This is a genomic window from Empedobacter sp. UBA7252 (genome assembly GCF_002472765.1).
In the GTDB taxonomy this organism is placed as follows: domain Bacteria; phylum Bacteroidota; class Bacteroidia; order Flavobacteriales; family Weeksellaceae; genus Empedobacter; species Empedobacter falsenii_B.
In genome coordinates this window covers 19880-45071 of record NZ_DKSQ01000001.1, presented here as the reverse complement: position 1 = coordinate 45071, position 25192 = coordinate 19880, and the positions used below count along the sequence as shown (strand labels likewise).

The window sequence follows — 25192 nt, the reverse complement described above, 5'->3', positions numbered from 1 at the left end:
TTTAATATTTATTTTATTTGAGAGTAATTATTTATTTAATATTCGACGTATGTCGTTTGTGTTTTTTAAATATTGATGAATATCTTCGGCGTCTTTTTCTTCGATCATTTTTCTGATTTTAGAAATTTGAGTTTGATAAGCATCAATAGCATTGAGTAAATTTTCTCGATTCTGAATCAAAATTGGTGTCCACATATCTGGTGAACTTTTTGCTAAACGAACCGTAGATTCGAAACCAGATCCAGCCATGTCAAAAATTGCATCTTCATTCTTTTCTTCTTCCAAAACTGTTTGTCCTAAAGCGAAAGATGTAATGTGCGAAAGATGAGAAACGTACGCAATGTGCGCATCATGCGCTTCCGAAGTCATTGTTTTAACATTCATCCAGAGCGATTGATAAATTTTTCTTACTTTTTTTACTGCTTCTTTTTCGCTTTCTTCAATATCACACAAAATCGCAACTTTGTTTAAAAACAACTCAGGAAAAGCAGCTTTTGGTCCAGAATTTTCCGTTCCTGCGATTGGGTGTGTGGCAACAAATTGTTTTCTTTTGGGATGACTTAAAACTTTTTTACAAATTCCAGCTTTTGTTGATCCCATGTCCATTACAATCGTTTTATCATTAATTTGATCTAAAATCTCTGGTAAAACTTTTTGAATTGAATTAATTGGAACCGCAATCACTACTAAATCTGATTGAGAAAGTGCTTCATTCAAAGGAGCGATTTCATCCACAATTCCTAATTCTAAAGCTTGAATTTGATGTTCAATATTTTGATCAACACCGATTATTTTTTCGGCAACACCAACTTTTTTTAATGCTAAAGCAAAAGAACCTCCGATTAATCCTAAACCGATTACTGAAATTATTTTCATGCTTCTAATCTTCTCTTTACTTCAATCAACTTCTCGACAGGTGCGCAAAGTGAAAATCTTATAAATCCTTCACCATTGCTTCCGAAAATACTTCCTGGTGTAATAAATACTTTTTTATTGTATAAAATTTCATCAATAAATTTTTTATCATCTTTTCCTTCTGGAAGCTTCGCCCAAATAAACATTCCTGCTGCATTGGGATTATATTTTACATTTAAAATATCAGCGATTTCCCAAATGATTCTTCGTCTTTCTGCGTAAATTTTTGTTAATTCATCGTACCAAGAATCATCAACTAAAAGAGCTTTTGTCGCGGCTTTTTGTATCGCAAAATTCATTCCCGAATCCATATTTGACTTTACTTTTAGAATAGAATTAATAAAACTTTCTTTTCCAATCACCATTCCTACTCGCCAACCTGCAATGTTAAAGGTTTTGCTTAATGAATTCAGTTCGATACAAACATCTTTTGCACCTTCAATTCCTAAGATGCTTGTCGGTTCATCGTTCAAAATAAAACTATACGGATTATCATTTACGATTAAGATATTGTGACGAGTTGCAAACTCTACTAATTTTCTAAGAACGTCTTTTGGGGCTTTGGCTCCGGTTGGCATATGTGGATAATTGAGCCACATAATTTTTGGTTTTTGCTCGGCTAATTTTTCTAACTGATCAAAATCTGGAAGCCAATCATTTTCATTTTTCAAATCGTAGAATAAAGGTTCTGCTTGCACTAATTCTGTAACAGATGAATAAGTTGGATATCCAGGATTTGGAATTAAAACTTTATCACCTTCATTCAAAAATGCCATCGAAATGTGCATAATTCCTTCTTTAGAGCCCATAAGTGGCAAAATTTCTGTTGAAGGATTGGCGTCTACATCAAATTTGTTTTTGTAAAAACTTGCCATTGCTTCGCGCATTTCTGGAATTCCGCGATAACTTTGATAGCCATTGATTCCGTTTCGTGAACTTTTGATTAATTCCTCGATCACATCTGGATGAGGTTGTAAATCTGGACTTCCAATTCCTAATGAAATGATTGGAATGTCGGTTTTCATGTTCGCTATTTCTTGTAATTTTTTCGAGAAATAATATTCTTGAACACTTTGTAATCGTTGGGCTTCTGCTATCATTTTTTCCCCAGTTTATATTCGCCTAATATTTCTAAATCCGTTAACTTTCTTGCAATTTTTCCAAGCAATTCATAATATTGTTCTTTTTGCTCGAACGTAATGTCAATATGGAAAGAGTATTCCCAAGGTTTTTCAATAATCGGAACAGATTGTATTTTGTCCATATTTATTCCACATTCTGCAATTTGATTTAATACATCTACTAAAGCACCAGCTTTATGTGGAACAGAAAAACGCATCGAAACTTTATTGAAATCTTCGTAATCGTTGTGCTCGCGTTGCAATACAAAAAAGCGAGTAAAATTATCTTGAAACGTCTGAATACTTGAAGCTAAAATGTCTAATCCATATACTTCTGCCGCTTTTCTTGAGGCAATTGCAGCAACATCATTCAAATCTTGCTCAATAATATCTTTGGCTGTTAATGCAGTGTCGATATCATTTACAACGCGCCATGTTGGATGTTTTTCAAGGAACTTATCACATTGTAACAATGCCATTTGGTGCGAACGAACTTCTTTTATATCATCTAAAGTTTGTCCTTTTTTTACCATCAATTGATGTTGAATTGATAAATAAATTTCTCCAACAACTTTCAAATTATATTTCGTTAGCAATGCATAGTTTGGTAAAATTGCCCCAGCAATTGTGTTTTCAATTGCCATGATTGCTTTTTCAACTTTTCCCTTTGCAAGCGACTTTGCTAAAGTTTTGAATGTGTCGCATTCTACAATTTCGATGTCATTTCCTAAATAATTATTGGCAGCTTCGTGATGATATGAACCAATGTAACCTTGTATTGCAACTCTTTCTTTCATTTTTTTCCACAAAAAAAGTCCCACAAATTGCGGGACTTTATATTATCTTATTATGAATGTTAACAATCAATTTTGACAACGCAGTCCCTGCTCTCCTGGATAATATCCAAAAAAGTAAAAAAAGAATGCGTTAAAATAATTGAATGTTGCCATTTCGTTTTTCTAATTGTTTTACAAATCTAAAAAATAATTTTTCAGTTATCCAAATCTTTTTTGCTAATTTTATCGAAAATTTTTCATCAAATGGGAATAATCATTACAGATTTAGTAAAAAAATACGGTGAACAGATGGCTTTAGACAAAGTTTCGTTTTCTATAAATAATGGCGAAGTTGTTGGTTTACTTGGACCAAATGGAGCAGGAAAATCGACATTGATGAAAAGTATTACCAATGCAATAAATGCAGATTCTGGTGAAATTTCTGTGAATGATTTTAATGTTTCGACGCAACCAATTGAATCGAAAAAGTTGATTGGATTTTTGCAAGAAAATAATCCATTGTACATGGATATGTATGTAAGAGAGTATTTGGAATTTGTAACAAATATTCGAAATGTGCCTAAATCAAAAATTGATGAAGTCATTGAAAAAGTAGGTTTATCACCAGAAAAACATAAGAAAATTCATCAATTATCTAAAGGATATAAACAGCGTGTTGGATTGGCGCAAGCGATTATTTCTAGCCCAGAAATTTTAATTTTAGATGAGCCTACAAATGGTTTGGATCCAAATCAAATTATTGAAATTAGAGAGGTAATTAAAGAAATTGGAAAAGAAAAAACGGTGATACTTTCGACACATATTATGCAAGAAGTAGAAGCGCTTTGTTCGCGTGTAATCCTCTTGAATAAAGGAAAAATTGTAGCCGATCAAGCGATAGAAGAATTTAAAGGACAATATAAAAACTTGGAAGAAGCTTTTCATGTTTTAACACAATAAAAAAAAATCCGTCCATTGAGCGGATTTTTTTGTGAATTATTTCTTTTTCAAGATAAAAACTTCTTTGATTTTTTCTGGATCAACTTTATCGTTTTTCGTTGTTTTTTCAAGTTTTGCAATCAAGTGATTTACTTCTTCTTCAGAAGCTGGACCACCAAGATTTTCTCCATTTACGCGAGAATCTTCTAAAACTTTTCCAGTCGAATCTAAAATTACCCAAAAAGGCAAACCTTGATTTTTTCCTCCTAATTTCTCATTGATAGCATCTCCACCAGGAGTTTCTAAATTTTTCTTCTCTGCACGTTCTTGTACAGTAATAAATGTTTTGACATAATTCGCATCAAAATATGGTTTCACAGCTGGATCGTCCATATTTTTTTCCATCTTTTTACACCATCCGCACCAAGAAGCATGAAAAATTAAAAAGACATTTTTATTTTCAACCTTCGCTTGATTTTGAGCTTTTGTTAATATTTCTGTTGCTGTTTGCGCGTTTACGATTCCTGCGAAAGCAATCATAAAACTTACGATTAAGGCTTTTAATTTCATTGTAATAAGTATTTAAGTAAATGTAAATAAATAATTGTATTTTCAATAAAAAATTAACACTTATGAAACATTTTTTAGGATTTATCTTTTTGCTATTTCTTGTGAGTTGCGCATCCAATAATATAAAAACAATTGAAGGAAAATGGAAACAAGATTTTTTGGATTATAAATCGAAAGTGGTAGAAGTTCCTTTGACAAAGAGTGATGCGGTTATGGATGTTTCAAGAAATAAATCAAAATTAAAAATAGAATTTGATTTTCAAGATGGTTATGAAAAAGATGTGACAGATTCTGTTGTGTTTAATTTTCCTCAACTCAAATTCAGAAAAATAAATCTTGATAAAACTTCTAATTATTATGATTTAACTTATAATGCGACTTGCGATTGTTTTTATGGTGAAATGAAATCATATTCTGGAAATGTATTAAATATAAAATTGAACAGAGTTTCTTCGGTTAAATAAATTTAATGGAAATCATTATCTTTGCACAAAATTATTAGAACATCGTTCTAATATTCAATCATTAAAAAAAGAGACAACATATATGAAATGTGGAATTGTTGGATTGCCTAATGTTGGTAAATCTACTTTATTTAACTGTTTGTCGAATGCAAAGGCGCAATCGGCGAATTATCCTTTCTGTACAATTGAACCAAATGTAGGAACAGTTTCTGTACCAGATACTCGTCTAAATCAGTTAGAAGCAATTGTAAATCCAGAGCGCGTTGTGCCTGCGGTTGTAGAAATTGTAGATATTGCTGGTTTAGTAAAAGGAGCAAGTAAGGGAGAAGGTTTAGGAAATCAATTTTTAGGAAATATCCGCGAGTGTAATGCAATTATTCACGTTTTACGTTGTTTCGAAAACGAAAATATTACACATGTTGATGGTTCTATTAATCCATTGCGTGATAAAGAAACAATTGATATTGAGTTGCAATTGAAAGATTTGGATACAGTTACAAAACGTATCGATAAATCTAAAAAAGCAGCAAAAGCGGGAAATAAAGACGAACAAAAAGTTGTAGAAGTTTTAACAGCTGTAATCGCTCATTTAGAAGAGTTGAAAAATGTTCGTGAGATGGATTTGGACGAAAAAGAGCAAGAAATTGTAGATTCGTTACAATTAATTACTTCTAAACCAGTTTTGTACTTATGTAATGTAGACGAATCTGCTGCAAAAGACGGAAACGAGTGGGTAGAAAAAGTAAAAGAAGCTGTAAAAGATGAGCATGCTGAAGTGTTGATTTTAGCGGCACAAATTGAAGCTGATATCAATGAATTAGAAACGTTTGATGAACGTCAAATTTTCTTAGAAGAATTAGGATTAGAAGAGCCAGGCGTTAATCGTTTGATTCGTTCTGCTTACACACTGTTAGATTTAGAAACTTATTTCACAGCAGGTGTAAAAGAAGTTCGTGCCTGGACAATCAAAAAAGGTTCTACAGGACCACAAGCGGCTGGAGTTATTCATACAGATTTCGAAAAAGGATTTATTCGTGCAGAGGTAATCAAATTTGAGGATTTTATTACATACGGATCAGAATCTAAATGTCGTGAAGCAGGAAAATTAAACGTAGAAGGAAAAGCGTACATCGTACAAGATGGTGATATCATGCATTTCTTGTTTAATGTTTAAGATTTAAATTATATCTATATAAAAAGCTCAATCGAAAGATTGAGCTTTTATTTTTCTACAAACTTTTCAAATTTTCTAAAGCCATTAAAAGTGTTTCATCCTTTTTAGCAAAACAAAATCGAATTACTTTGTTATCTGTTTTATCATGGTAAAATGCTGAAATTGGTATCGTCGCAACTTTATTTTTGATGGTTAACTGTTTTGCAAACTCATCATCAGATAAATCACTTATTTTAGCATAATTTGCACTTACAAAATAAGTTCCTTCGCAAGGCAAAACTTCAAAATTTGTTGAAGCTAAACCTTTAACAAATAAATCTCTTTTTTGTTGAAAAAAATCATTCAAATGCAAGTAATGATCAGGTTTTTCTAAATAATCTGCAATTGCATATTGTGATGGTGTATGCGTAGAAAAAGTATTGAATTGGTGACATTTTCTAAACTCTTTCATCAATTCTTTTTCGGCTAAAATATAACCGATTTTCCAACCAGTTATGTGAAATAATTTTCCGAAAGAACCTACGATGAAAATCTTGTCTTTTACTGATTTTAATTTTGCAAAACTTTGATGCGATTTTCCATCAAATGTAATGTGCTCATAAACTTCATCTGCAAGCAAATAACAATTTGAATCTTTTAGGATTTGTTCAAATTGTTTTAAATCATTTTCGGATAAAATTTTTCCAGTTGGATTATTCGGATTATTAACGATAATCAATTTCGTTTTATCATTAATTTTTTTCTTCAATTCTTCAAAATCGATAGAATATTCAGGATATTTTAGCTGAATTGGAACAATTTTTCCTCCAAATAATTCAACCGTTGGTTGATATAAATCGTAAGCAGGTTCAAAAATAATTACTTCATCATTTGGATGAATTAATGTAGAAACAACATTAAAAATCGCTTGACTTGCACCACTCGTAATGTTAATTTCATTCTGAAAATCGTAATCAGATTGATAAAGATTAGAATATTTTTCTGAAAGTAATACACGCAATTTTTCGACGCCAGTCATTGGCGCGTACTGATTGTAATTTTGTGTTGAATAATAATTTAAACGACTAATTAATTCAGAATCTGCATTAAAGTCAGGAAAACCTTGCGCTAAATTAATCGCTTGATGTTCATTTGCCAATTGACTCATTACCGAAAAAATGGTTGTCGAAACATTGGGTAGTTTAGATTTTATCATATTGGTAAATTAGGTCGTTTTTGCTCAAAATCAAAACAATGAACCTTAATATTTTTAGGAAATTTTTTCTTATTTTTGTAAAACTCGTTTAACACTCAACAACTCAAATGTCAGAATTAGATCAACAAGTAAATTATACGGAAGACAATATCAAAACCCTTGATTGGCGCGAACATATTCGCATGCGACCTGGGATGTATATTGGGAAGCTGGGAGATGGTTCGTCTCAAGATGATGGAATTTATATTTTGTTGAAGGAGATTGTAGATAACTGTATCGATGAATTTGTGATGGGTGCAGGAAAAACAATCGAAATTAATCTGCGCGAAGATGAGGTAACGGTTCGTGATTATGGACGTGGAATTCCGCTTGGAAAAATGGTTGACGCCGTTTCTAAGATGAATACAGGTGGTAAATATGATTCACAAGCTTTCAAAAAATCGGTTGGTTTAAATGGTGTTGGTACAAAAGCTGTAAATGCGTTGTCAACATCGTTTCGAGTGCAATCTATTCGAGATGGAAAAACACGTATTGCAGAGTTTGAGCAAGGGATTTTAGCAAATCAAGAAGATGAAAAAGAAACATCTTTACGAAAAGGAACTAAAATTACATTTATCCCAGATAAATCGATTTTCTTGAATTTTAAATTCAGAAAAGAATATGTAGACAAAATGTTGAAAAACTATGTTTACTTAAATCCAGGATTGAAAATTATTTTCAATGGAGAAGAATTCTTTTCGAAAGACGGATTGAAAGATTTATTGAATGATAATATCGAGGAAGAAACAATTTATGATATCATCCATTTGAAAGGAGAAGATATCGAAATTGCGATGACGCACAGCTCGAAATCATATTCGGAAACGTATTATTCTTTTGTGAATGGTCAAAATACAACGCAAGGAGGAACACATTTAACAGCTTTTAAAGAGGCTGTTGTGAAAACTGTTCGCGAATTTTATAATAAAAATTATGATCCTGCGGATATTAGAAAATCAATTATTGGAGCAATTTCGATCAAAGTAATTGAGCCAGTTTTTGAATCGCAAACAAAAACTAAACTTGGTTCGAATGAAATTGGACCAGGAATGACAACGGTTCGCACGTTTGTAAATGATTTTATCAAAACGAATCTTGACAACTTTTTACATAAAAATACAGAAGTTGCGCAAGCATTAGAACGCAAGATTAAACAATCAGAAACGGAACGAAAAGAGCTTTCTGGAATTCGAAAATTAGCGCGTGATCGCGCCAAAAAAGTTAGTTTACATAACAAGAAATTGCGCGATTGTCGTCAACATTATAATGATCCGAAAGCTGAATTACGTTTAGATACAACTATTTTTATTACCGAGGGAGATTCGGCAAGTGGATCGATTACCAAAAGTAGAAGTGTAGAAACGCAAGCGGTTTTTAGTTTGAGAGGAAAACCGTTGAATTCATACGGTTTGACAAAGAAAATTGTTTATGAAAACGAAGAATTTAATCTTTTACAAGCGGCATTAAACATCGAAGAAGGATTAGAAGATTTACGTTACAATAATGTTGTAATTGCAACTGATGCTGACGTCGATGGAATGCACATTCGTTTGTTGATTATTACATTTTTCTTACAATTTTTCCCAGAATTGATCAAAGAGGGACATTTGTATATTTTGCAAACACCACTTTTTCGTGTGAGAAACAAGAAGGAAACACGTTATTGTTATTCTGAACCAGAACGTATAAAAGCGTTGGAAGAAGTTAAAAATCCAGAGATTACACGATTCAAAGGATTAGGTGAAATTTCGCCAGATGAGTTCAAACATTTTATCGGAAAAGATATTCGTTTAGAACCAGTAATGATTGGAAAAGATCAAACCATCGAAAGTCTTTTAGAATTTTACATGGGAAAAAATACACCAACAAGACAAGAATTTATTATTAACAATTTGGCTGTAGAAGCTATTAAAAATTAGAATATTTTATAAAAAACTTACTTTCTATCTAACCTAAACACCTATTTTATAAATATGAAGAAGAATAATAAAAATGTGATACAGCTCTTTAAAATGCTAAATTTCACCATCGTTATTTTAATCATTCTAAACCTTATTATGTATGCTGGTATTTTACCTTACAAGTATCACATAATACCACCTTATGTTGTTGCAATTTTTATAGCGTTGTTTATTTATGTAAGCTATAAAAGTGGAAATCAATTTTTTGCGATAGACACAAAAGGTGAAACCATAACTTTTGAAACGAAGAATGTTGGATTTTTATCCTTCTTAGATTCAAAAACGAACAAAATCGATTTACCGAAGTATAAATTGATCAAATACGATTTTCAGAAAGGAATTCTTTCAAAAAACGTTGTCTTTTATATTAACAGTAAAAAGAATCTTACCAATTTAACAAAAGTCAAATTTCGTTTAGCATTCATTTCTAACCGAAATATTAATATTATTTTGACTGAATTAGACAAAATTGTGGAGTCTAATTGTATGGTCAAAAACAATGTAGAAGTAGCTATTTAACATGATGCAAGACAATCAAGAGAGCATCAAGAAGGTTTCTGGTATGTACCAAGAATGGTTTCTTGACTATGCCTCTTATGTAATTTTAGAACGAGCAATTCCATCTATTTATGATGGGTTGAAACCAGTTCAGCGTAGAATTTTACATTCAATGCGCGAGTTGGAAGACGGACGATATAACAAAGTTGCGAACATTGTAGGAAATACGATGAAATATCACCCGCATGGTGATATGGCGATTTCTGATGCAATGGTTCAAATTGGTCAAAAAGAATTGTTGATCGATATGCAAGGAAACTGGGGAAATATTTACACTGGTGACCGAGCAGCTGCGTCGCGTTATATCGAAGCTCGATTAACTAAATTTGCGTTAGAAGTTGTCTATAATCCAAAAACTACAAAATGGCAACCATCTTATGATGGTCGAAATAAAGAACCAATTGATCTTCCAATCAAATTTCCTTTGCTTTTGGCACAAGGAGTAGAAGGAATTGCAGTTGGTTTGTCAACAAAGATTTTGCCACACAATTTCAATGAGTTAATTGATGCGTCAATTTTACATCTGAAAGGAAAGAAATTTCAAATTTTCCCAGATTTTTTAACTTCTGGATTGGTTGATGTTTCCGATTATAATGATGGATTGCGTGGTGGTAAAGTGCGTATTCGTGCAAAGATTTTGCAAGAAGATAAAACAACGTTAAAAATTACGGAAATTCCTTACGGCACAACGACAGGATCTTTGATTGATTCAGTTTTAAAAGCCAATGATAAAGGTAAAATCAAGATCAAAAAGATTGAAGATAATACAGCGGCTGAAGTTGAGATTTTAATTCATCTTGTTCCAGGAAGTAGTCCAGACAAAACAATTGATGCATTGTATGCATTCACGGATTGCGAGATTTCTATTTCGCCAAATGCGTGTGTGATTAATGAACAAACACCAGAATTTTTAACAGTTTCTGAAATTTTAATTCACAATACAAACAATACAGTTGAATTGTTGAAAAAAGAGTTAGAAATTGAGTTAGATGAACTGCAAGAACAATGGCATTTTTCTTCGTTGGAACGAATTTTTATCGAGAATAGAATTTATCACGATATCGAAGAAGAAGAAACATGGGAAGGTGTAATTTCTGCGATTGATAAAGGGCTGAAGCCACATATTGCGCATTTAATTCGTCCAGTTACGGAAGAAGATATTACGCGTTTAACAGAAATTCGAATCAAACGTATTTCAAAATTTGATTTAGATAAAGCACAACAATTTATTGAATCATTAGAAGATAAAATCGAGAATGTAAAACATCATTTAGCAAATTTGATTGATTATGCGATCGATTATTTCAAAAACCTAAAGACAAAATACGGAAAAGGAAAAGAACGTAAAACAGAAATTAGAACATTTGATACGATTGATGCGACAAAAGTTGCCGTTGCAAATACACGTTTTTATGTGGATAGAAACGAAGGTTTTATCGGAACTTCATTGAAAAAAGACGAGTATTTATTCGAGTGTTCTGATATTGATGATATTGTGGTTTTCAAACATGATGGTTCGATGATTGTGACAAAAGTTGATGCAAAAACTTTTGTTGGAAAAGGAATTATTCATGTTGGAATTTGGCATAAAAATGATAAACGTACCATTTATAACTTGATTTATCGCGATGGTAAAAATGGTCCGGCTTATCAAAAACGTTTTGCTGTAACGGGAATTACTCGCGATAAAGAATATGATTTAACGGCTGGTAATAAAGGTTCGGAAGTGTTGTATTTTTCAGCAAATCCAAATGGAGAAGCCGAAGTTGTATCAATTATTTTAAAAACTCATCAACGAATCAAAAAATTAAAATTTGATATTAATTTTGCTGATTTAGCGATTAAAGGTCGTGCATCAAAAGGAAATTTAGTAACAAAATATCCAATCAAAAAAGTAGAATTGAAAGAGGAAGGAGTTTCGACTTTAGCACCTCGTCAAATTTGGTTTGATACGGATACAAAACGCCTAAATGCAGATGGATTGGGGATTTTATTAGGTTCTTTTAAGGGTGATGATAAAATTTTAACGATTAATAAAAAAGGTGAAGCAAAATTGGTTTCGTTTGATTTGAGTAATCGTTTTGACGAAGATTTAGAAATTATCGAGAAATGGAAACCTTCAAAACCGATTTCTTGCGTGTATTATGATGCAGAAAAAGATCGTTATTTTGTGAAACGTTTCCTTTTAGAAGATACATTTTCTCCACAAACTTTTTATACGTTAGAAGATGGTAAATCATCAATAAAAGTTGTTTCGACAGATTATTTACCAGTTATTGAGTTGATTTTCCCGAAAGTAAAAGGTTTAGAAAAAGAACCAGAAGTGATAAATTTAGAAGAATTTATTACAGTTAAAGGAATTAAAGCGCAAGGAAATCAATTGACGACATATAAATTAAAACAGATTAATGTGTTAGAACCGCTTCCATTCGAAGAACCAGAAGAAGAGGAGGAGTCAGAAGAAGAGCCGCAGCCGACGCTATTTGATGCGATTGAGGAGGATAATAATGAAGAAGAAAATATAGAAGAATAATGGGAGACATCTCTATTGTGGCATTAGTCGTTATTGGATTGAATGTTTTGGTAAGTTGGAAAGGTTTTAACGATTTAGCTTTTTTTGAAAAATATAAATTCCAAGTAGGGTCGATATTATATAATAAGGAATACTATAGAATTTTAAGTTCAGGATTTTTACATGTTGATTTTACTCATTTGTTATTCAATATGTTAACTCTTTACTTTTTTGCGAATCCTGTTATCGGTTTTTTTGCAAGTCCAGAAGGATTTTTATTAGGAGACTTTTCGAATGCTAAACTAAATGTAGGTTACGGAATGTTTCTTTTAGTTTTTTTTGCAGCGGTTATTGGCGGAAATCTTTTGTCTTTGTTGATTCACAAGAAAGAAACTTTTTATTCGGCAGTAGGAGCTTCTGGAGGAGTCACAGGGATTTTATTCGCTGCAATTGCAGCTTTTCCTGAAATGGAATTAAGATTATTTTTTGCTTTACCAATTCCAGCCTGGATTTTCGGAATTTTATATTTAGGATATTCAGTTTATGGAATGAAAACTAATTTAGGGAACATCGGGCATTCAGCGCATTTAGGTGGAGCAATTGTGGGATTATTATCTGCAATATTATTTTATCCAACAATTTTACAAATCAATACATATTATATTTTAGGAATGATTGTTCCATTAATTGTATTGCTTGTGATGATTTTGAGAGAACATCGAAAATAAAAAAATAAGACAAAAAAAAAGCATCAAAATTACTTGATGCTTTTTTTATGATAATGTTATAATATTCTTTTTACGTATAAGAATTTTGGTCCCCAATATCTATCATTTAAAGAAGATACCATAACACCTTGAGAAGTAGATGAATGAATAAATTCTAAAACTCCATCTTTATTTCTTCCATGAACAATTCCTACATGCGAAACTCTACCACGACCTCTTGTTGCAAAGAAAACTAAATCTCCTTCCTTTGCTTCGTCTGTACTAACTGTAAAACCTTCTCTTGCCTGATCTGCAGATACACGAGGTAAATTTTTATTGAAAGTTTCGAAAACGTTTCTAACAAAGGCAGAACAATCAATACCACTTCTTGTTGTGCCTCCGTATCGGTAAGGTGTACCAATATACGTTTCTGCTTCTTTTAATAAAAACCCTGCAAACAATTCATTCGTTTCTTCTAAAACGCTGTTTAACACAACCATAGATTTCGCTTCATCGTTAATTTCTATTGGTGTAACATCTAAATTGGCATGTTTATTGATTATTTTAGCTTGAGCTTCAATAGCTCTTGGTTTCGGTACGAAACTTCTCGAAGAATATTCTGTAGCTTCACTAACTGGGGTTAAAGATGAACATGATGTAATAAACATCGTGCAAACCACTGCAGCTACACCTAATATCGATGCTTTCATATATTGAGTATTCGTTTGTATAAATTTTAATAGCACCGCTAAAGTAATTGTTAAAATTATAACTCATTATATATAAGAGTTGTTTTGACAAAATATTAACTTCCTTAACATTTTTTAACAAAAACATATTCAAAAAAACTTTTAAATATATTTGGAAGTCCAAAAAATTGTTCTACATTTGCACTCGCTTTTCACAACAAGTGGTTAAGCCGTCATGCGGCCCATTCGTCTAGTGGTTAGGACATCAGGTTTTCATCCTGGAAACAGGAGTTCGATTCTCCTATGGGCTACATAAAAGTGTTTTAGAAAATTATTAAATTAATTTGGCGAGATAAAATATTTGTTTATATCTTTGCCGAACTAAAATAGAAAGAGATTTAAGTTATGGCAAATCATAAGTCAGCATTAAAAAGAATTAGACAGTCAGCGGTAAGACGCGATCGTAATAAATATTATCACAAATCAGCTCGTACAGCTATTAAAGCTTTAAGATCTGAGTCTGATAAAAATGAAGCAGAAACAGTTTTTCCGAAAGTTTCTTCAATGATTGATAAGTTAGCAAAAAGAAACATTATTCACAAGAATAAAGCTTCAAACTTAAAATCAAAGTTAGCGAAACATATTGCGGGATTAGCTTAATAAAATAAAAGTGGTCCCTTCGTCTATCGGTTAGGACACTAGATTTTCATTCTAGAAAGAGGGGTTCGATTCCCCTAGGGACTACAAATTAATAGATGGATTGCATTATTGCAATCTTTTTTTTCCTTGTTCATAGTTGTTGATTTTTTAAACAACCAGTAGAATACTGTGTAAAGGAAATTGTTTTTTGTGTTTTGTTTGTAAAGGTTAATCATAATGTTTAGATGATTAATCGGGAATGAAAATGTCGCTGTATAATTCAACTTGGTTCAAATTATTAGAATTATACATCGACTTTTCTACAACTCCCAACACAAAATGACGTTCATTCAAAATAAATAATATTCGAATTAATTAATTCATATTAAGTGGTCCCTTCGTCTATCGGTTAGGACACTAGATTTTCATTCTAGAAAGAGGGGTTCGATTCCCCTAGGGACTACAATTTGACTTGATTAAAAAAAATAGTATAAATTTTTCGAAAATTGTTTGGTAATAAAAAATAAACGTTTATTTTTGCACCACAATAATACGAAAGGAGGTCCCTTCGTCTATCGGTTAGGACACTAGATTTTCATTCTAGAAAGAGGGGTTCGATTCCCCTAGGGACTACTAAAAAGCATTCAGATTTGGATGCTTTTTTTATTTTGAAATAGTTTAGTTTATATTGATTTATTGCGATCAATAAAAAAGCGTTTGAGGAAATAAACTTCAAACGCTTTTTGCTTTTATAAAAGATCCTTTTATAGCTTTGGAATAGCTTCTATCAATTCTTTGGTATAGTTTGTTGTCGGATGCGCATAAACCTTGTCTGCATCGTTCAATTCTTTCATTTCTCCGTGTTGCATCACCAATAATTGATCGCTCATATATTTTACAACCGCCAAATCGTGCGAGATAAATATATAGGTAAATCCAAATTCTGTTTTCAAATCATTTAATAAATTCAAAACTTGTGCCTGAACAGAAACATCCAACGCAGAAACAGATTCATCACAAATGATAAATTTAGGATTTAAAGCCAAAGCACGAGCAATCCCGATACGTTGACGTTGCCCACCAGAGAATTCGTGCGGATATTTGTTCAAATCTTGATCTGATAAACCCACTTTTTGTAAAAGAGATGAAGCCGTTTTTAATCGCTCAGCTTTATTCAGACCAATTTTATGCACTTGCATTGGTTCTGTAATAATTTGCGCAATGGTTTGGCGAGGATTTAAACTTGAATATGGATCTTGGAAAATAATCTGAATTTCTCTTCTTAATTTACGAATTTGCTCTTTTTTTAGTTTCGTAATATCTATACCATTATAATAAATTTCGCCGGCAGTTGGTTTTTCTAATAACAAAACCGTTCTACTCAAGGTTGTTTTTCCAGAACCCGATTCGCCAACCAAGCCCATTGTTTCACCTGGATATACTTTGAATGAAATATCATCGACAGCTTTTACATTCGGGATTGTAGCGTTTCCAAATAGAGTCGAAGGATAGAAATATTTCTTCAAGTTCTTAACCTCTAAAATTGGAGGATTTACATAAATTTTTTCGTGAAAAGCTTCTCGTTCTTCTTCTGTATAGATTTCAGTTTTGAAATTTGGATTTTCTAAGAAATCTTTCACCGTAGGTAAACGTTTTGCGCGTTCATCCAATCGAGGTCGACAAGCAATTAAACCTTTTGTATAATTTTCTTTCGGATGATTAAAAATAGTTTCCACATTTCCTTGTTCTACAACATCACCACGAAACATCACCAAAACTTCTTCGCAAACATTTGCAATTACGCCCAAATCGTGAGAAATAAACAACATGCTCATGTTATTTTTTTCTTGTAATTCTTTCAATAAATCTAACGTTGCTTTTTGTACCGTAACGTCCAAAGCTGTTGTTGGTTCGTCAGCAATCAATAATTTCGGCTCGCAAGAAATCGCCATTGCAATCATTACACGTTGCTTTTGTCCACCAGATAATTCGTGCGGATAGGCTTTATAAATACGTTCGGGATTTGGTAATTTTACTTGTTCAAAAAGATGAAGAACTTTCTTTTTAGCTTCTTCTTTCGATAAATTTTGATGCAAACGAATCTCTTCTTCCACTTGTTCCCCGCAACGTAAACTTGGATTTAGAGAAGTCATTGGTTCTTGAAAAATCATTCCGATTTCATTTCCTCTTATTTCCTCCAGTTCTTTAGGCGAAAGTTTAAGCAAATCGATCATTTTATCATCTTGACGAAAAAGAATTTCACTTTCGGGATGAATTGTCACATTAGGAGACAATAAACCCATAATTGCCAATGAAGTTAATGACTTTCCAGAGCCGGATTCTCCAACAATTCCTAATGTATCACCTTGTTCTACTTTGAAATTGATGTTATTCAAAACTTGTTTATCTCCAAAAGAAATCGATAATTTTTTGATCTCGATAATATAATGTAAATCTTGCTTTTGCATGGCAAATTGTTGCTTGATAAATGAAGTGGAAATTTAGTGATTTTTTAATCATTTTCTCGAATCAATAATTTCTAAGATTTTGTATTTATAAATTTTGTAATTTTGCTACGAATCAAAACGTTGTGATTTTTATTTTTTTTTATTAATTTAGATGTATTGATTTACTGGCTTATAAAAACTTATAACAAGTCAGTTTTTTAAATTCGAAGAATGGATACATACTCCCAGATTTCGACATTGTTTTTAGTCGCTAATCACAATGTCGCCGATGAAATTTCTGTAGCAAAACTTTTGCTTACAATTTTCCTTGTTTTATTAAATGGTTTTTTCGTTGCAGCCGAGTTTGCAATTGTAAAAGTACGTTCGTCACAAATTGAAGTTAATCAAGATATTAACGAAAGAACTTCAAATGCTGCAAAACGAATCGTTAATCATTTAGATTCTTATCTTGCCGCAACACAATTAGGTATTACATTAGCTTCGCTTGGTCTTGGTTGGGTTGGAGAAAGCTCTTTAACACCTGTAATCGTAAAACTTTTTGAAGTAGTTGGTTTAACTTCTCCTTCTTGGACAGCGATTGCGCATAATGTTGCATTCCCAGCAGCTTTCGTTATCATTACTATTTTGCACATTGTTTTTGGTGAGTTAGCGCCGAAATCTATTGCGATTCAGTATCCAACAAAAACTACTTTTACAGTAGCTTGGCCTCTTCGTGCATTTTATTTTGTTTTCAAACCTCTTATTGTTTTAATGAATGGTTTGGCAAATGTAATTCTTCGTGCGATTGGAATTCATCCTATTCATGGAGGTGAAATTCACACAGAAGAAGAGTTGAAAATGATTATTACAGAAAGTTCTGAAGGTGGAGCAATTGAAGAATCTGAGCGTAATTTAATTCAAAATGTGTTTGAGTTTGATGATCGTCGAGTGATGAATATTCAAACATTACGTAAAAATGTTTCTGCAATTAATATTAATACTTCTGTAAAAGATGCGTTAGATTATGCGATTAATGAAGGTTATTCGCGTTATCCTGTTTACGAAGAAGAATTTGATAATATAAAAGGTATCATTTACGCTAAGGATTTAATCAAGCAATTATTGGAAAATCCAAATCAAACTGAAATTGAAGGATTGTTGCGAGAGCCAATTTTTATCTCAGAAAATGCATTGATTAAGAATGTAATGAAACAATTTCAGAAAAAACATATGCAAATTGCAATTGTAACAAATGAAGTTGGTGAAGTTGCAGGAATTGTTTCGATGGAAGATATTTTGGAGGAGTTGGTTGGAGAAATTCAAGACGAATATGATAACGAAGATCCGATAGTTTCTCGTGTTTCTGAAGGTGTTTATAATATAAATGCACACAACGCGATAAGCGATATTAATCGTTTAGTACCGTTTAGATTCGAAGAAAGTGAACATTATGATACGTTGGCTGGATTGATTTCTGAATGTTATCCTGATAAAGAATTAACAGAAGGAGATTTGATTGATTTGGAAGAATATACAGGAACAATTATCAAAATGTACCGAAATTCTGTTGAGCAAGTTCAATTGAAAGTGAAAGATGAATTGATTGAAAACTTTCGCGATGAACCAGATTCAGCAGAAGATGATGAAAATTAATCATTAAAAAATATAGAATAAAAAATCCGCTCATTAGCGGATTTTTTCGTTTTTATAAATCTTCTTTTCGTTGTAAAGGTTGATCGTAGCGCATTTTTCGGAAAACATTAATCAAGGTTACAACATCTTTTTCACAATAATCTTTGATGCGTTCTACATTGTTTTCATCGTAATAAACTCGTGCAACTTGTGAACCATCGATATCATCTTTTGGTGTTGGAATTTCGAAAACATTTGCCAATAAATCTAACGATGTAAAGTTCTTGTAATCGCCAAATTTCCATAATTCCATTGTATCCAAATGCTGAACTTCCCATGGCTTTTTACCAAATAATTGCAAAATAGCTGGAATTTCAATTTGATTAATCATCATTCGGCGAGCTATATACGGAAAATCAAACTCTTTTCCGTTGTGTGCACATAAAATATGATCAGGCTTGAAAAAATTTTCAATCAACATTGAATTAAAATCTTCTAACAATTTCTTTTCGTCGTGACCATAAAAACTTTTGATATGAATAAAAGAATCTTTAACTACAATTCCGACTGAAATGCATACAATTTTTCCAAATTCAGCCATAATTCCAGCACGTTCGTGGTAAAATTCTTCAGGAGAAATTTCATTATTATTGCGTTGATAAGCTGTTTTCTTTTCCCAAAGAGCTTGTGTTCTTTCAGACAAAAGATTCCAATCATCGGTTTGTGGAACCGTTTCGATATCTAAAAATAATATTTTACTGTAAGGAATTCGTTGGATCATTTTCTTTCACTTTTTGATTAATTCTCATTGCTTCGTCTACCAATCGGTAAACATCGCCATCTGCAATTGGATGATTGTTTGGTTGATCATTATGCGTTTTTCCAGTTCGAACAATAACTAATTTTTCTGAAGGAATTACAATGATACGTTGTCCCAAATGTCCTAACATTGCATAAAAAGGCGTTTTGTAATTGTAATCCATCCAAACTGAATAACCATAAATTTGTGACTCATTTGGTCCGAATGCTTTTTTGTTTGGTAAAACCATTTTCTGAACAAATACTGAATCTAAAATTTGTTTTCCGTACCAATTTCCATCATTCAATAATAATTGTCCAAGTTTGGCAAAATCTCGCGCTGTTGCATTGAAGCAACAATAGGTTTTCTCCATTCCTTTCGGATTATCTTTCGACCATTGTGCATCTAATTCCATACCCATTGGTTGCCAAAATTCTTCTTGAAAATATTGTGATAACGATTTATTTTTTAACGCGCGTTCAATCACAATTCCTAATAATTGCGTGTCACTCGATTGATATTTGAAATGTCCACCAGGTTGAGAAACAAATTTTCGAGCTAACATTTGTTTAACTATATCATCGCCATAATATGCTTTTGCAGTAGGATTTAGAGGAAAATAATAATCTTCGTCCCAATCATAACCAGAAGTCATCGCAGATAAATCACCAACGGTGCATTCAGCTCCAAATTTATCGTTTTTAAATTCGGGAATAAAATCTGTTATTTTTTGATCTAAACCTTTGATATAACCTTGTTCAATCGCTTTTCCTAACATCATTGTCGTGAATGTTTTCGCCATCGAAAAAGAATTGGTAATATCATTTTGCGCATATCCATTGAAATAATATTCGCTCAAAATTTGATTATCTTTTATAATAACTAACCCAGCAGTTCCGAAATCGTTCATCTCCTTTTCGAAATTAGCTGACAACGGAAATTGATTATAATCTAAATGTTGATGCCAAACTCGCGGTGCATCTGCCAAAATTACATTGTTATCAAAATCTTTGTAATCGTTGATATTTGCAGTGCTTTCACCTTTCATATAGGTTAATTTTACGCCACGAAAAATGTAGTCATTCCCTGTTGCATAAAGAATTAGGATTAATACACAAATGATTACGATGAACCATTTTATTATTTTCCAAAGTATTTTCATTTCAAAAATTTAGAATCTTTTACTAAAATAAGCTTTTACTATTAAATAATGTTAAAATTCTATCATTTCGGAATCATATTTGTTGAGTTATTGTGTATCTTTATACAAGAAAATTAAATCTAAAAAATAAATATTATGGCTTTTGAATTAGCAAAATTACCTTATGCATTTGATGCATTAGAACCTCATATTGACGCAAAAACAATGGAAATTCACCATGATAAACACCATGCTGCGTACACAAATAATTTGAATGCTGCTATTGAAGGAACTGATTTAGCAAACGCTACAATCGAAGAAATTTTAGCAAAAGGAACTGACAAACCTGCTGTTCGTAACAATGGTGGAGGTTTCTATAATCACAATTTATTCTGGGAAATTTTAACTCCAGGTGGTGCTAATCAACCAACTGCAGAAGTTGCTGATGCAATTAACGCTGCTTTTGGATCTTTTGAAGCTTTCAAAGATGAGTTTTCTAAAGCTGCTGCAACACGCTTTGGTTCTGGATGGGCTTGGTTAATCGTAAAAGATGGAAAATTAGTTGTTACATCAACTCCAAATCAAGATTCTACTTTGATGCCGGTTGCTGATGTACAAGGATTTCCAGTTTTAGGATTAGATGTTTGGGAACATGCTTATTACTTAAACTACCAAAACCGTCGTCCTGATTATATTGAGGCTTTCTTCTCTGTAATTAACTGGGATAAAGTTGCGGAAAGATATGCATCTGCAAAATAATAAGGTTTAAAAAAATTAAACAATACAAGACTTGTGTAGAAATACGCAAGTCTTTTTTTATCTTTGAACTATGGGAATAATTATTTTAGAAAATATAAAAATATATTCGAATCACGGATGTTTAGATGAAGAAGCACGTATTGGTTCTGATTATTTGGTTGATTTGGAAGCGCATGCAGACTTTACGAAAGCAACAGAATCGGATGAATTGATAGATGCTTTGGATTATGTTTCGTTAAATAAAATTGTGAAGGAAGAAGTAGGTATTCGTTCAAAACTTTTGGAACATGTTTGTAAAAGAGTCTTAGATCGTATAGGTCAAGAACTTACGAATGTCACGTATGCAAAAGTAAAATTATCTAAGCTGAATCCTCCTATTGGTGGGCATGTAGAAAAAGTGAGTGTTATTTTAGAAAAATCGTATTAAACTTTTTTTTTCTGAAATTATTGCTATATTTGCAATCCAAAACAACGGGAATGGTTCCTTGACCGAGAGGCTAGGTAGCGGTCTGCAAAACCGTCCACAGCGGTTCGAATCCGCTAGGAACCTCAATTAAAAAGTTAATTGTCTTGTATTTAGATAGTTAACTTTTTTTGTTTTTCAATAGTCCGACATTAGTCCGATTTCTACTCTAATACTTAAATTCTCCTACTAATATAAACCATATTTATTTAATTTCATACACCCCCTTCCTCCGTATCCTCTTAAATCTCCTCCCTCTTTCCATTCATAATTTCTATATAGTAAGTAGCTTCAAAAAATTTTTATATTTTTTTATATTTTATAATTAAACAAGAATAATCAATCAGAAACAAGTTGGTTGCATTTTTTTTATTGGAATTTTAGTGCATTTACATTTATTACGGAGCTTGTTAATAATCTTAAATCTCTATTTTGCTAGTTTATTTTCATAAAATGTACATTATAAATAGGTGCAAGAATTTAAAATATCATTTATAACTTAATCAAAAAAAATAGAATTGTCTAAAAACTTTACCACAATTACGGAAAACCATAATTAATATTGAATAATATTTTGTTTTTTTGATCTCCAATAATTTTTAAATATTGTAATGATTAATATATAGTTGTTTAAATGCATTTTATATATTTACAATAATTAAAACAACCAAATTATAAAAACAACTTTTACATGTTAAGAATTTCCTTAATAGCAAATTCGAGTATACAGTACCATAAATTTTCGGGAAATATTGATTTAGATTTTGGAAAAGATAATAAATTATTTTTTCACCAACCATTTGACAATAACTTACTTGATTTTATCTATGATCCTCTTTTTAAAGTTAAAACAGATAATGAAGATTTGTTTTATCGTAAAAACGAACTAATTGAAAAGGATTATATTATCAATAATAAATTAAAAAGTGATTCAAATTTAGAGGATTGTAAAACTTTTACTGAATATTATGAACTATCAAATCTAAAAAAAGTTCTAAAACACTTTAACAATAAATGGATTCCGTTACCATTTTTTAAAGATAATTCAATCAACAAAGATTTAACTTATCCGACAGATTGGGTTCGCCTTTTTATTACATGCAATGAAGATTATTCGAAAGCAGAATTTGTACTTGCGATAGATACAAGTTTAGCAAAAAATGAGTATGATAAAACTAGTCCGCAACTAAGTTTTAATCCAGAAGAAAATATATATAAATTAAAATTTGAAGAAAGTTTGATTAGTAATTTTCTTTATAATGATGATAGCCAAACAAAATGGTTAGAAGGGTATATAGCAGATGTTTTTTACGGAAATAATGAAGACTTAAGATTTGAACAACCTGTTAAACAATATATTTCTCATTATTTATTGTTACTGAAATGGTTATCAAGATTAATGGATTTGCCAGAAATACAGCTTTTTACCGATGATACAAAAAAAATACCTGTAGACTTGGTTATTGATGTAGGAAATTCATCTACTTGTGCATTGTTGTTTGAGAATAATAATAATGAAAATATTCAGTTTGATAAGGTTAAAAAATTAATTATACAAGATTATACTCAACCTCACATTGAGTATGATAAACCTTTTCCGATGAATTTGATTTTCAAGGAATCTAATTTTGGAGAGATCAATAAAGAAAAATACCACAATAATAAATTTGTTATACCAAGTTTTGTTCGAATTGGTTTCGAGGCAGATGATTTAATCAACAAAAAAGGAATTAATTTGGATTTAGGATATGAATTAAAAACATATAACTCTAGTCCAAAAAGATATTTATGGGATAATAATCCATCTAATATAGAATGGGAATTTTCACCAGATTATACGAATCGAATCAAAAAAGTTTACTTAAATGGAATTTCAGAGCAACTAAATGCAGATGGATCATTAACTAAACAAGGTGAAATTTTTGGATCTAAATCTCTTTTTTCAAGAAATAGTTTGATGAAATTTGTGTTCTTAGAAATGTTAATACACGCTTATATTCAAATTAATTCTTTTCATTTTCGTCAAGAACATGGTAATTTAACAATTCCAAGAACTTTACGACGAATCACAATTTCCTGCCCAACAGCAATGATACAATATGAACAAGTTGCTTTGAGACAAGCGGCTGTTGATGCTTGTAAATTATTGAATAATTATGTAAAATTTTATTTCGATTCAGATGAAAATAAATTTTGGTTTGAAATGCCAGAGATTATTCCGTCAATAGAAGATATAAAAAAGAAAAACACAGAATTAGAAGATCGTAAAGATTGGATGTACGATGAGGCAACGAGTTGTCAACTAGTATTTCTATATAGTTTGATTTCTAAAAAATTAAATAGTAATCAATATGTAATTTCTAATTTCATTTATAAAAATAAACCTAATTTAACGATTGGTTCTATTGATATTGGTGCAGGAACAACAGATATTATGATTGCAGATTATTTGCTTAATCAAGAGAATAAAACAATAGAATTAGAACCTAAACCAAAATATTGGGACAGTTTCAAAATTGCTGGAGATGATTTATTAAAAGAAATTATTCAACAAGTAATTATTGAAGGAAAAATTAATAGTCCTATTGATGAAGGTTGTACGGGAGTTATAGAAAATTACGCGATTAATAATGGCATTAATAATGTATCAGATAAACTAAACGGTTTTTTTGGTGTAGATAGTAATAAAGTAGGGTATTTAGGGAAAATGATGAGAAAAGGATTTATTCATCAAGTTGCTATTCCGATTGCGATGTATTATCTAAATAACTCGAATAAGAATGAAGTTGAAGTAAAAACTTTTGAAGAAATAATAGGAAAATCTTTCACAAATAAAGATTTAATTAGTTATTTCGAAAGACATTTTGGCTTCAGTTTTCTTGATATCAAATTTACAATCCAACCTAAAAAATTAGATCAAATAATTGCATCAGTTTTTGATGGATTGGTAAAACAATTAGCTTTAGTTCTTAATCATTATAATTGTGATTATATTGTTTTATCAGGAAAACCCGCGTCGTTAAACAGTTTAGAGAATTTATTCTTAAAATATTTATCAATTTCACCGAATAATTTAATCAATCTCAACACTTATTGGATAGGTAAATGGTTCCCGTTTTCTGATCACAAAGGTTATGTAGAAGATGCTAAAACAATGGTAACTGTTGGTGCTATGATCTCTTTAACATCTAATCGTCTGAAAAATTTAGAAGATTTGAAATTGAATATAGAAACCTTAAGAAAAGAAGTGATTTCTACAGCTGATTATATTTTGAGAAAAGACTTCGATTCAACAGAAATCATTTTGACTCCGAAGAAAAATGAAAATACTATTTTGATTGAAAATTTGCCTTTTCAATTTGGTTATTCTAAGTATGAAAGTAAAAATTATCCTATCTCAAATTTGTATAGTATAAGCATTAATGAGGCTTATATAAGTCAACGTGCCGAAGGAAAAGAAGAAGAAATAAATAAAATAAAAGCCAAAATATTCGAAAAATTACCTTTAAAAATTACGATTTCTAGAGAGTATGACGAATCGAAAGAAAACATATTTTTAGAAAGTATAGAGAATAATGAAGGAGATGATTTACCAATAAAATTATTTAAACTAACTCCTCAAACATTAGGAACTGAAGATGGATATTGGTTAGATACATGCGAATTTACATTAGGAATTAGAAGCAATTAAA

The 25192-nt window shown here is 31.3% G+C and carries 21 protein-coding genes and 5 tRNA genes; 17 read left to right on the top strand and 9 right to left on the bottom strand.

Annotated features, from left to right (window positions below):
* Positions 1-27 precede the first annotated feature (27 nt).
* From B2X73_RS00230 to B2X73_RS00220, 3 genes are read right to left on the bottom strand one after another with little or no spacing between them, the layout of a single operon-like run.
* Positions 28-876 (bottom strand): prephenate dehydrogenase, encoded by an 849-nt coding sequence (locus B2X73_RS00230; protein WP_286494950.1) that lies wholly within the window; start codon positions 874-876, stop codon positions 28-30.
* Complete coding sequence (locus B2X73_RS00225; protein WP_286494949.1) at positions 873-2015, bottom strand: pyridoxal phosphate-dependent aminotransferase; 1143 nt, start codon at positions 2013-2015, stop codon at positions 873-875. The genes B2X73_RS00230 and B2X73_RS00225 overlap by 4 nt, the downstream gene beginning before the upstream one ends.
* A complete protein-coding gene (locus tag B2X73_RS00220; RefSeq protein WP_219034020.1) occupies positions 2012-2833 on the bottom strand; it encodes a prephenate dehydratase in 822 nt (273 codons plus the stop codon). Before B2X73_RS00220 ends, B2X73_RS00225 begins: the two co-directional genes overlap by 4 nt.
* Positions 2834-3076: 243 nt before the next feature.
* On the opposite strand from B2X73_RS00220, the gene B2X73_RS00215 reads away from it, so the two are divergent.
* Positions 3077-3772, top strand: a complete 696-nt coding sequence (locus B2X73_RS00215; RefSeq protein WP_219034021.1) for an ATP-binding cassette domain-containing protein — start codon at positions 3077-3079, stop codon at positions 3770-3772.
* Between the two features lie 36 nt (positions 3773-3808).
* On the opposite strand, the gene B2X73_RS00210 is transcribed toward B2X73_RS00215, so the two are convergent.
* On the bottom strand, positions 3809-4321 hold the full coding sequence (locus B2X73_RS00210; protein WP_286494948.1) for a thioredoxin family protein: 513 nt from the start codon (positions 4319-4321) through the stop codon (positions 3809-3811).
* A gap of 62 nt (positions 4322-4383) precedes the next feature.
* Between B2X73_RS00210 and B2X73_RS00205 the strand changes: the two genes are divergently transcribed.
* Together B2X73_RS00205 and ychF are read left to right on the top strand one after the other, a co-directional pair.
* Positions 4384-4785 (top strand): hypothetical protein, encoded by a 402-nt coding sequence (locus B2X73_RS00205; RefSeq protein ID WP_219034023.1) that lies wholly within the window; start codon positions 4384-4386, stop codon positions 4783-4785.
* A gap of 82 nt (positions 4786-4867) precedes the next feature.
* Positions 4868-5959, top strand: coding sequence for a redox-regulated ATPase YchF (gene ychF, locus B2X73_RS00200; protein WP_125348936.1), 1092 nt, complete (start codon positions 4868-4870; stop codon positions 5957-5959).
* A 55-nt stretch (positions 5960-6014) separates the two neighbouring features.
* Here the strand turns inward: ychF and B2X73_RS00195 are convergent, their stop codons facing one another.
* Positions 6015-7154 (bottom strand): methionine aminotransferase, encoded by a 1140-nt coding sequence (locus B2X73_RS00195; protein ID WP_114998290.1) that lies wholly within the window; start codon positions 7152-7154, stop codon positions 6015-6017.
* A 107-nt stretch (positions 7155-7261) separates the two neighbouring features.
* Between B2X73_RS00195 and B2X73_RS00190 the strand changes: the two genes are divergently transcribed.
* From B2X73_RS00190 to B2X73_RS00175, 4 genes are read left to right on the top strand one after another with little or no spacing between them, the layout of a single operon-like run.
* Positions 7262-9112, top strand: coding sequence for a DNA topoisomerase IV subunit B (locus B2X73_RS00190; protein WP_125348938.1), 1851 nt, complete (start codon positions 7262-7264; stop codon positions 9110-9112).
* A gap of 54 nt (positions 9113-9166) precedes the next feature.
* Positions 9167-9673, top strand: a complete 507-nt coding sequence (locus B2X73_RS00185) for a hypothetical protein (protein WP_291095422.1) — start codon at positions 9167-9169, stop codon at positions 9671-9673.
* 4 nt (positions 9674-9677) lie between these two features.
* Entirely contained in the window at positions 9678-12245 is a 2568-nt protein-coding gene (locus B2X73_RS00180) for a DNA gyrase/topoisomerase IV subunit A (RefSeq protein ID WP_219034066.1), read from the top strand.
* Entirely contained in the window at positions 12245-12952 is a 708-nt protein-coding gene (locus B2X73_RS00175; protein ID WP_286494940.1) for a rhomboid family intramembrane serine protease, read from the top strand. The genes B2X73_RS00180 and B2X73_RS00175 overlap by 1 nt, the downstream gene beginning before the upstream one ends.
* A 56-nt stretch (positions 12953-13008) precedes the next feature.
* Here the strand turns inward: B2X73_RS00175 and B2X73_RS00170 are convergent, their stop codons facing one another.
* Positions 13009-13641 carry a C40 family peptidase gene (locus tag B2X73_RS00170; protein ID WP_038334971.1) on the bottom strand — a complete coding sequence of 211 codons (633 nt, stop codon included), beginning with the start codon at positions 13639-13641 and terminating at the stop codon, positions 13009-13011.
* Positions 13642-13859: 218 nt separating this feature from the next.
* Between B2X73_RS00170 and B2X73_RS00165 the strand changes: the two genes are divergently transcribed.
* The 5 genes from B2X73_RS00165 to B2X73_RS00145 all read left to right on the top strand — a co-directional run bounded on the left by B2X73_RS00165 (position 13860) and on the right by B2X73_RS00145 (position 14892).
* A tRNA-Glu gene (locus B2X73_RS00165) sits at positions 13860-13931 on the top strand.
* A gap of 94 nt (positions 13932-14025) precedes the next feature.
* Complete coding sequence (gene rpsT, locus B2X73_RS00160; RefSeq protein ID WP_038334974.1) at positions 14026-14280, top strand: 30S ribosomal protein S20; 255 nt, start codon at positions 14026-14028, stop codon at positions 14278-14280.
* A 12-nt stretch (positions 14281-14292) separates the two neighbouring features.
* Positions 14293-14364, top strand: a tRNA-Glu gene (locus B2X73_RS00155).
* Between the two features lie 286 nt (positions 14365-14650).
* A tRNA-Glu gene (locus tag B2X73_RS00150) sits at positions 14651-14722 on the top strand.
* 98 nt (positions 14723-14820) lie between these two features.
* Positions 14821-14892, top strand: a tRNA-Glu gene (locus B2X73_RS00145).
* Positions 14893-15023: 131 nt separating this feature from the next.
* Here B2X73_RS00145 and B2X73_RS00140 read toward each other — a convergent pair.
* Entirely contained in the window at positions 15024-16745 is a 1722-nt protein-coding gene (locus tag B2X73_RS00140; RefSeq protein WP_291059791.1) for an ABC transporter ATP-binding protein, read from the bottom strand.
* A gap of 192 nt (positions 16746-16937) precedes the next feature.
* On the opposite strand from B2X73_RS00140, the gene B2X73_RS00135 reads away from it, so the two are divergent.
* Positions 16938-18359, top strand: a complete 1422-nt coding sequence (locus tag B2X73_RS00135; RefSeq protein ID WP_114998216.1) for a hemolysin family protein — start codon at positions 16938-16940, stop codon at positions 18357-18359.
* Between the two features lie 52 nt (positions 18360-18411).
* On the opposite strand, the gene B2X73_RS00130 is transcribed toward B2X73_RS00135, so the two are convergent.
* The gene (locus tag B2X73_RS00130; RefSeq protein WP_038334981.1) at positions 18412-19119 is read right to left on the bottom strand and encodes a 3'-5' exonuclease; all 708 of its coding nucleotides are present in this window, start codon (positions 19117-19119) and stop codon (positions 18412-18414) included.
* A complete protein-coding gene (locus tag B2X73_RS00125) occupies positions 19094-20299 on the bottom strand; it encodes a serine hydrolase domain-containing protein (protein WP_219034028.1) in 1206 nt (401 codons plus the stop codon). Before B2X73_RS00125 ends, B2X73_RS00130 begins: the two co-directional genes overlap by 26 nt.
* Positions 20300-20434: 135 nt before the next feature.
* Between B2X73_RS00125 and B2X73_RS00120 the strand changes: the two genes are divergently transcribed.
* The 4 genes from B2X73_RS00120 to B2X73_RS00105 all read left to right on the top strand — a co-directional run bounded on the left by B2X73_RS00120 (position 20435) and on the right by B2X73_RS00105 (position 25191).
* Positions 20435-21037, top strand: a complete 603-nt coding sequence (locus tag B2X73_RS00120; RefSeq protein ID WP_219034029.1) for a superoxide dismutase — start codon at positions 20435-20437, stop codon at positions 21035-21037.
* A 70-nt stretch (positions 21038-21107) separates the two neighbouring features.
* A complete protein-coding gene (folB, locus tag B2X73_RS00115) occupies positions 21108-21464 on the top strand; it encodes a dihydroneopterin aldolase (protein ID WP_219034030.1) in 357 nt (118 codons plus the stop codon).
* Between the two features lie 52 nt (positions 21465-21516).
* A tRNA-Cys gene (locus B2X73_RS00110) sits at positions 21517-21587 on the top strand.
* A 604-nt stretch (positions 21588-22191) separates the two neighbouring features.
* Positions 22192-25191, top strand: a complete 3000-nt coding sequence (locus B2X73_RS00105; protein WP_291095420.1) for a virulence factor SrfB — start codon at positions 22192-22194, stop codon at positions 25189-25191.
* Position 25192: the final 1 nt, after the last annotated feature.

Coding starts and splice junctions, on each gene's coding strand:
- B2X73_RS00230 (WP_286494950.1), bottom strand. CDS start 876: ATGAAAATAATTTCAGTAATCGGTTTAGGATTAATCGGAGGTTCTTTT.
- B2X73_RS00225 (WP_286494949.1), bottom strand. CDS start 2,015: ATGATAGCAGAAGCCCAACGATTACAAAGTGTTCAAGAATATTATTTC.
- B2X73_RS00220 (WP_219034020.1), bottom strand. CDS start 2,833: ATGAAAGAAAGAGTTGCAATACAAGGTTACATTGGTTCATATCATCAC.
- B2X73_RS00215 (WP_219034021.1), top strand. CDS start 3,077: ATGGGAATAATCATTACAGATTTAGTAAAAAAATACGGTGAACAGATG.
- B2X73_RS00210 (WP_286494948.1), bottom strand. CDS start 4,321: ATGAAATTAAAAGCCTTAATCGTAAGTTTTATGATTGCTTTCGCAGGA.
- B2X73_RS00205 (WP_219034023.1), top strand. CDS start 4,384: ATGAAACATTTTTTAGGATTTATCTTTTTGCTATTTCTTGTGAGTTGC.
- ychF (WP_125348936.1), top strand. CDS start 4,868: ATGAAATGTGGAATTGTTGGATTGCCTAATGTTGGTAAATCTACTTTA.
- B2X73_RS00195 (WP_114998290.1), bottom strand. CDS start 7,154: ATGATAAAATCTAAACTACCCAATGTTTCGACAACCATTTTTTCGGTA.
- B2X73_RS00190 (WP_125348938.1), top strand. CDS start 7,262: ATGTCAGAATTAGATCAACAAGTAAATTATACGGAAGACAATATCAAA.
- B2X73_RS00185 (WP_291095422.1), top strand. CDS start 9,167: ATGAAGAAGAATAATAAAAATGTGATACAGCTCTTTAAAATGCTAAAT.
- B2X73_RS00180 (WP_219034066.1), top strand. CDS start 9,678: ATGCAAGACAATCAAGAGAGCATCAAGAAGGTTTCTGGTATGTACCAA.
- B2X73_RS00175 (WP_286494940.1), top strand. CDS start 12,245: ATGGGAGACATCTCTATTGTGGCATTAGTCGTTATTGGATTGAATGTT.
- B2X73_RS00170 (WP_038334971.1), bottom strand. CDS start 13,641: ATGAAAGCATCGATATTAGGTGTAGCTGCAGTGGTTTGCACGATGTTT.
- rpsT (WP_038334974.1), top strand. CDS start 14,026: ATGGCAAATCATAAGTCAGCATTAAAAAGAATTAGACAGTCAGCGGTA.
- B2X73_RS00135 (WP_114998216.1), top strand. CDS start 16,938: ATGGATACATACTCCCAGATTTCGACATTGTTTTTAGTCGCTAATCAC.
- B2X73_RS00130 (WP_038334981.1), bottom strand. CDS start 19,119: ATGATCCAACGAATTCCTTACAGTAAAATATTATTTTTAGATATCGAA.
- B2X73_RS00125 (WP_219034028.1), bottom strand. CDS start 20,299: ATGAAAATACTTTGGAAAATAATAAAATGGTTCATCGTAATCATTTGT.
- B2X73_RS00120 (WP_219034029.1), top strand. CDS start 20,435: ATGGCTTTTGAATTAGCAAAATTACCTTATGCATTTGATGCATTAGAA.
- folB (WP_219034030.1), top strand. CDS start 21,108: ATGGGAATAATTATTTTAGAAAATATAAAAATATATTCGAATCACGGA.
- B2X73_RS00105 (WP_291095420.1), top strand. CDS start 22,192: ATGTTAAGAATTTCCTTAATAGCAAATTCGAGTATACAGTACCATAAA.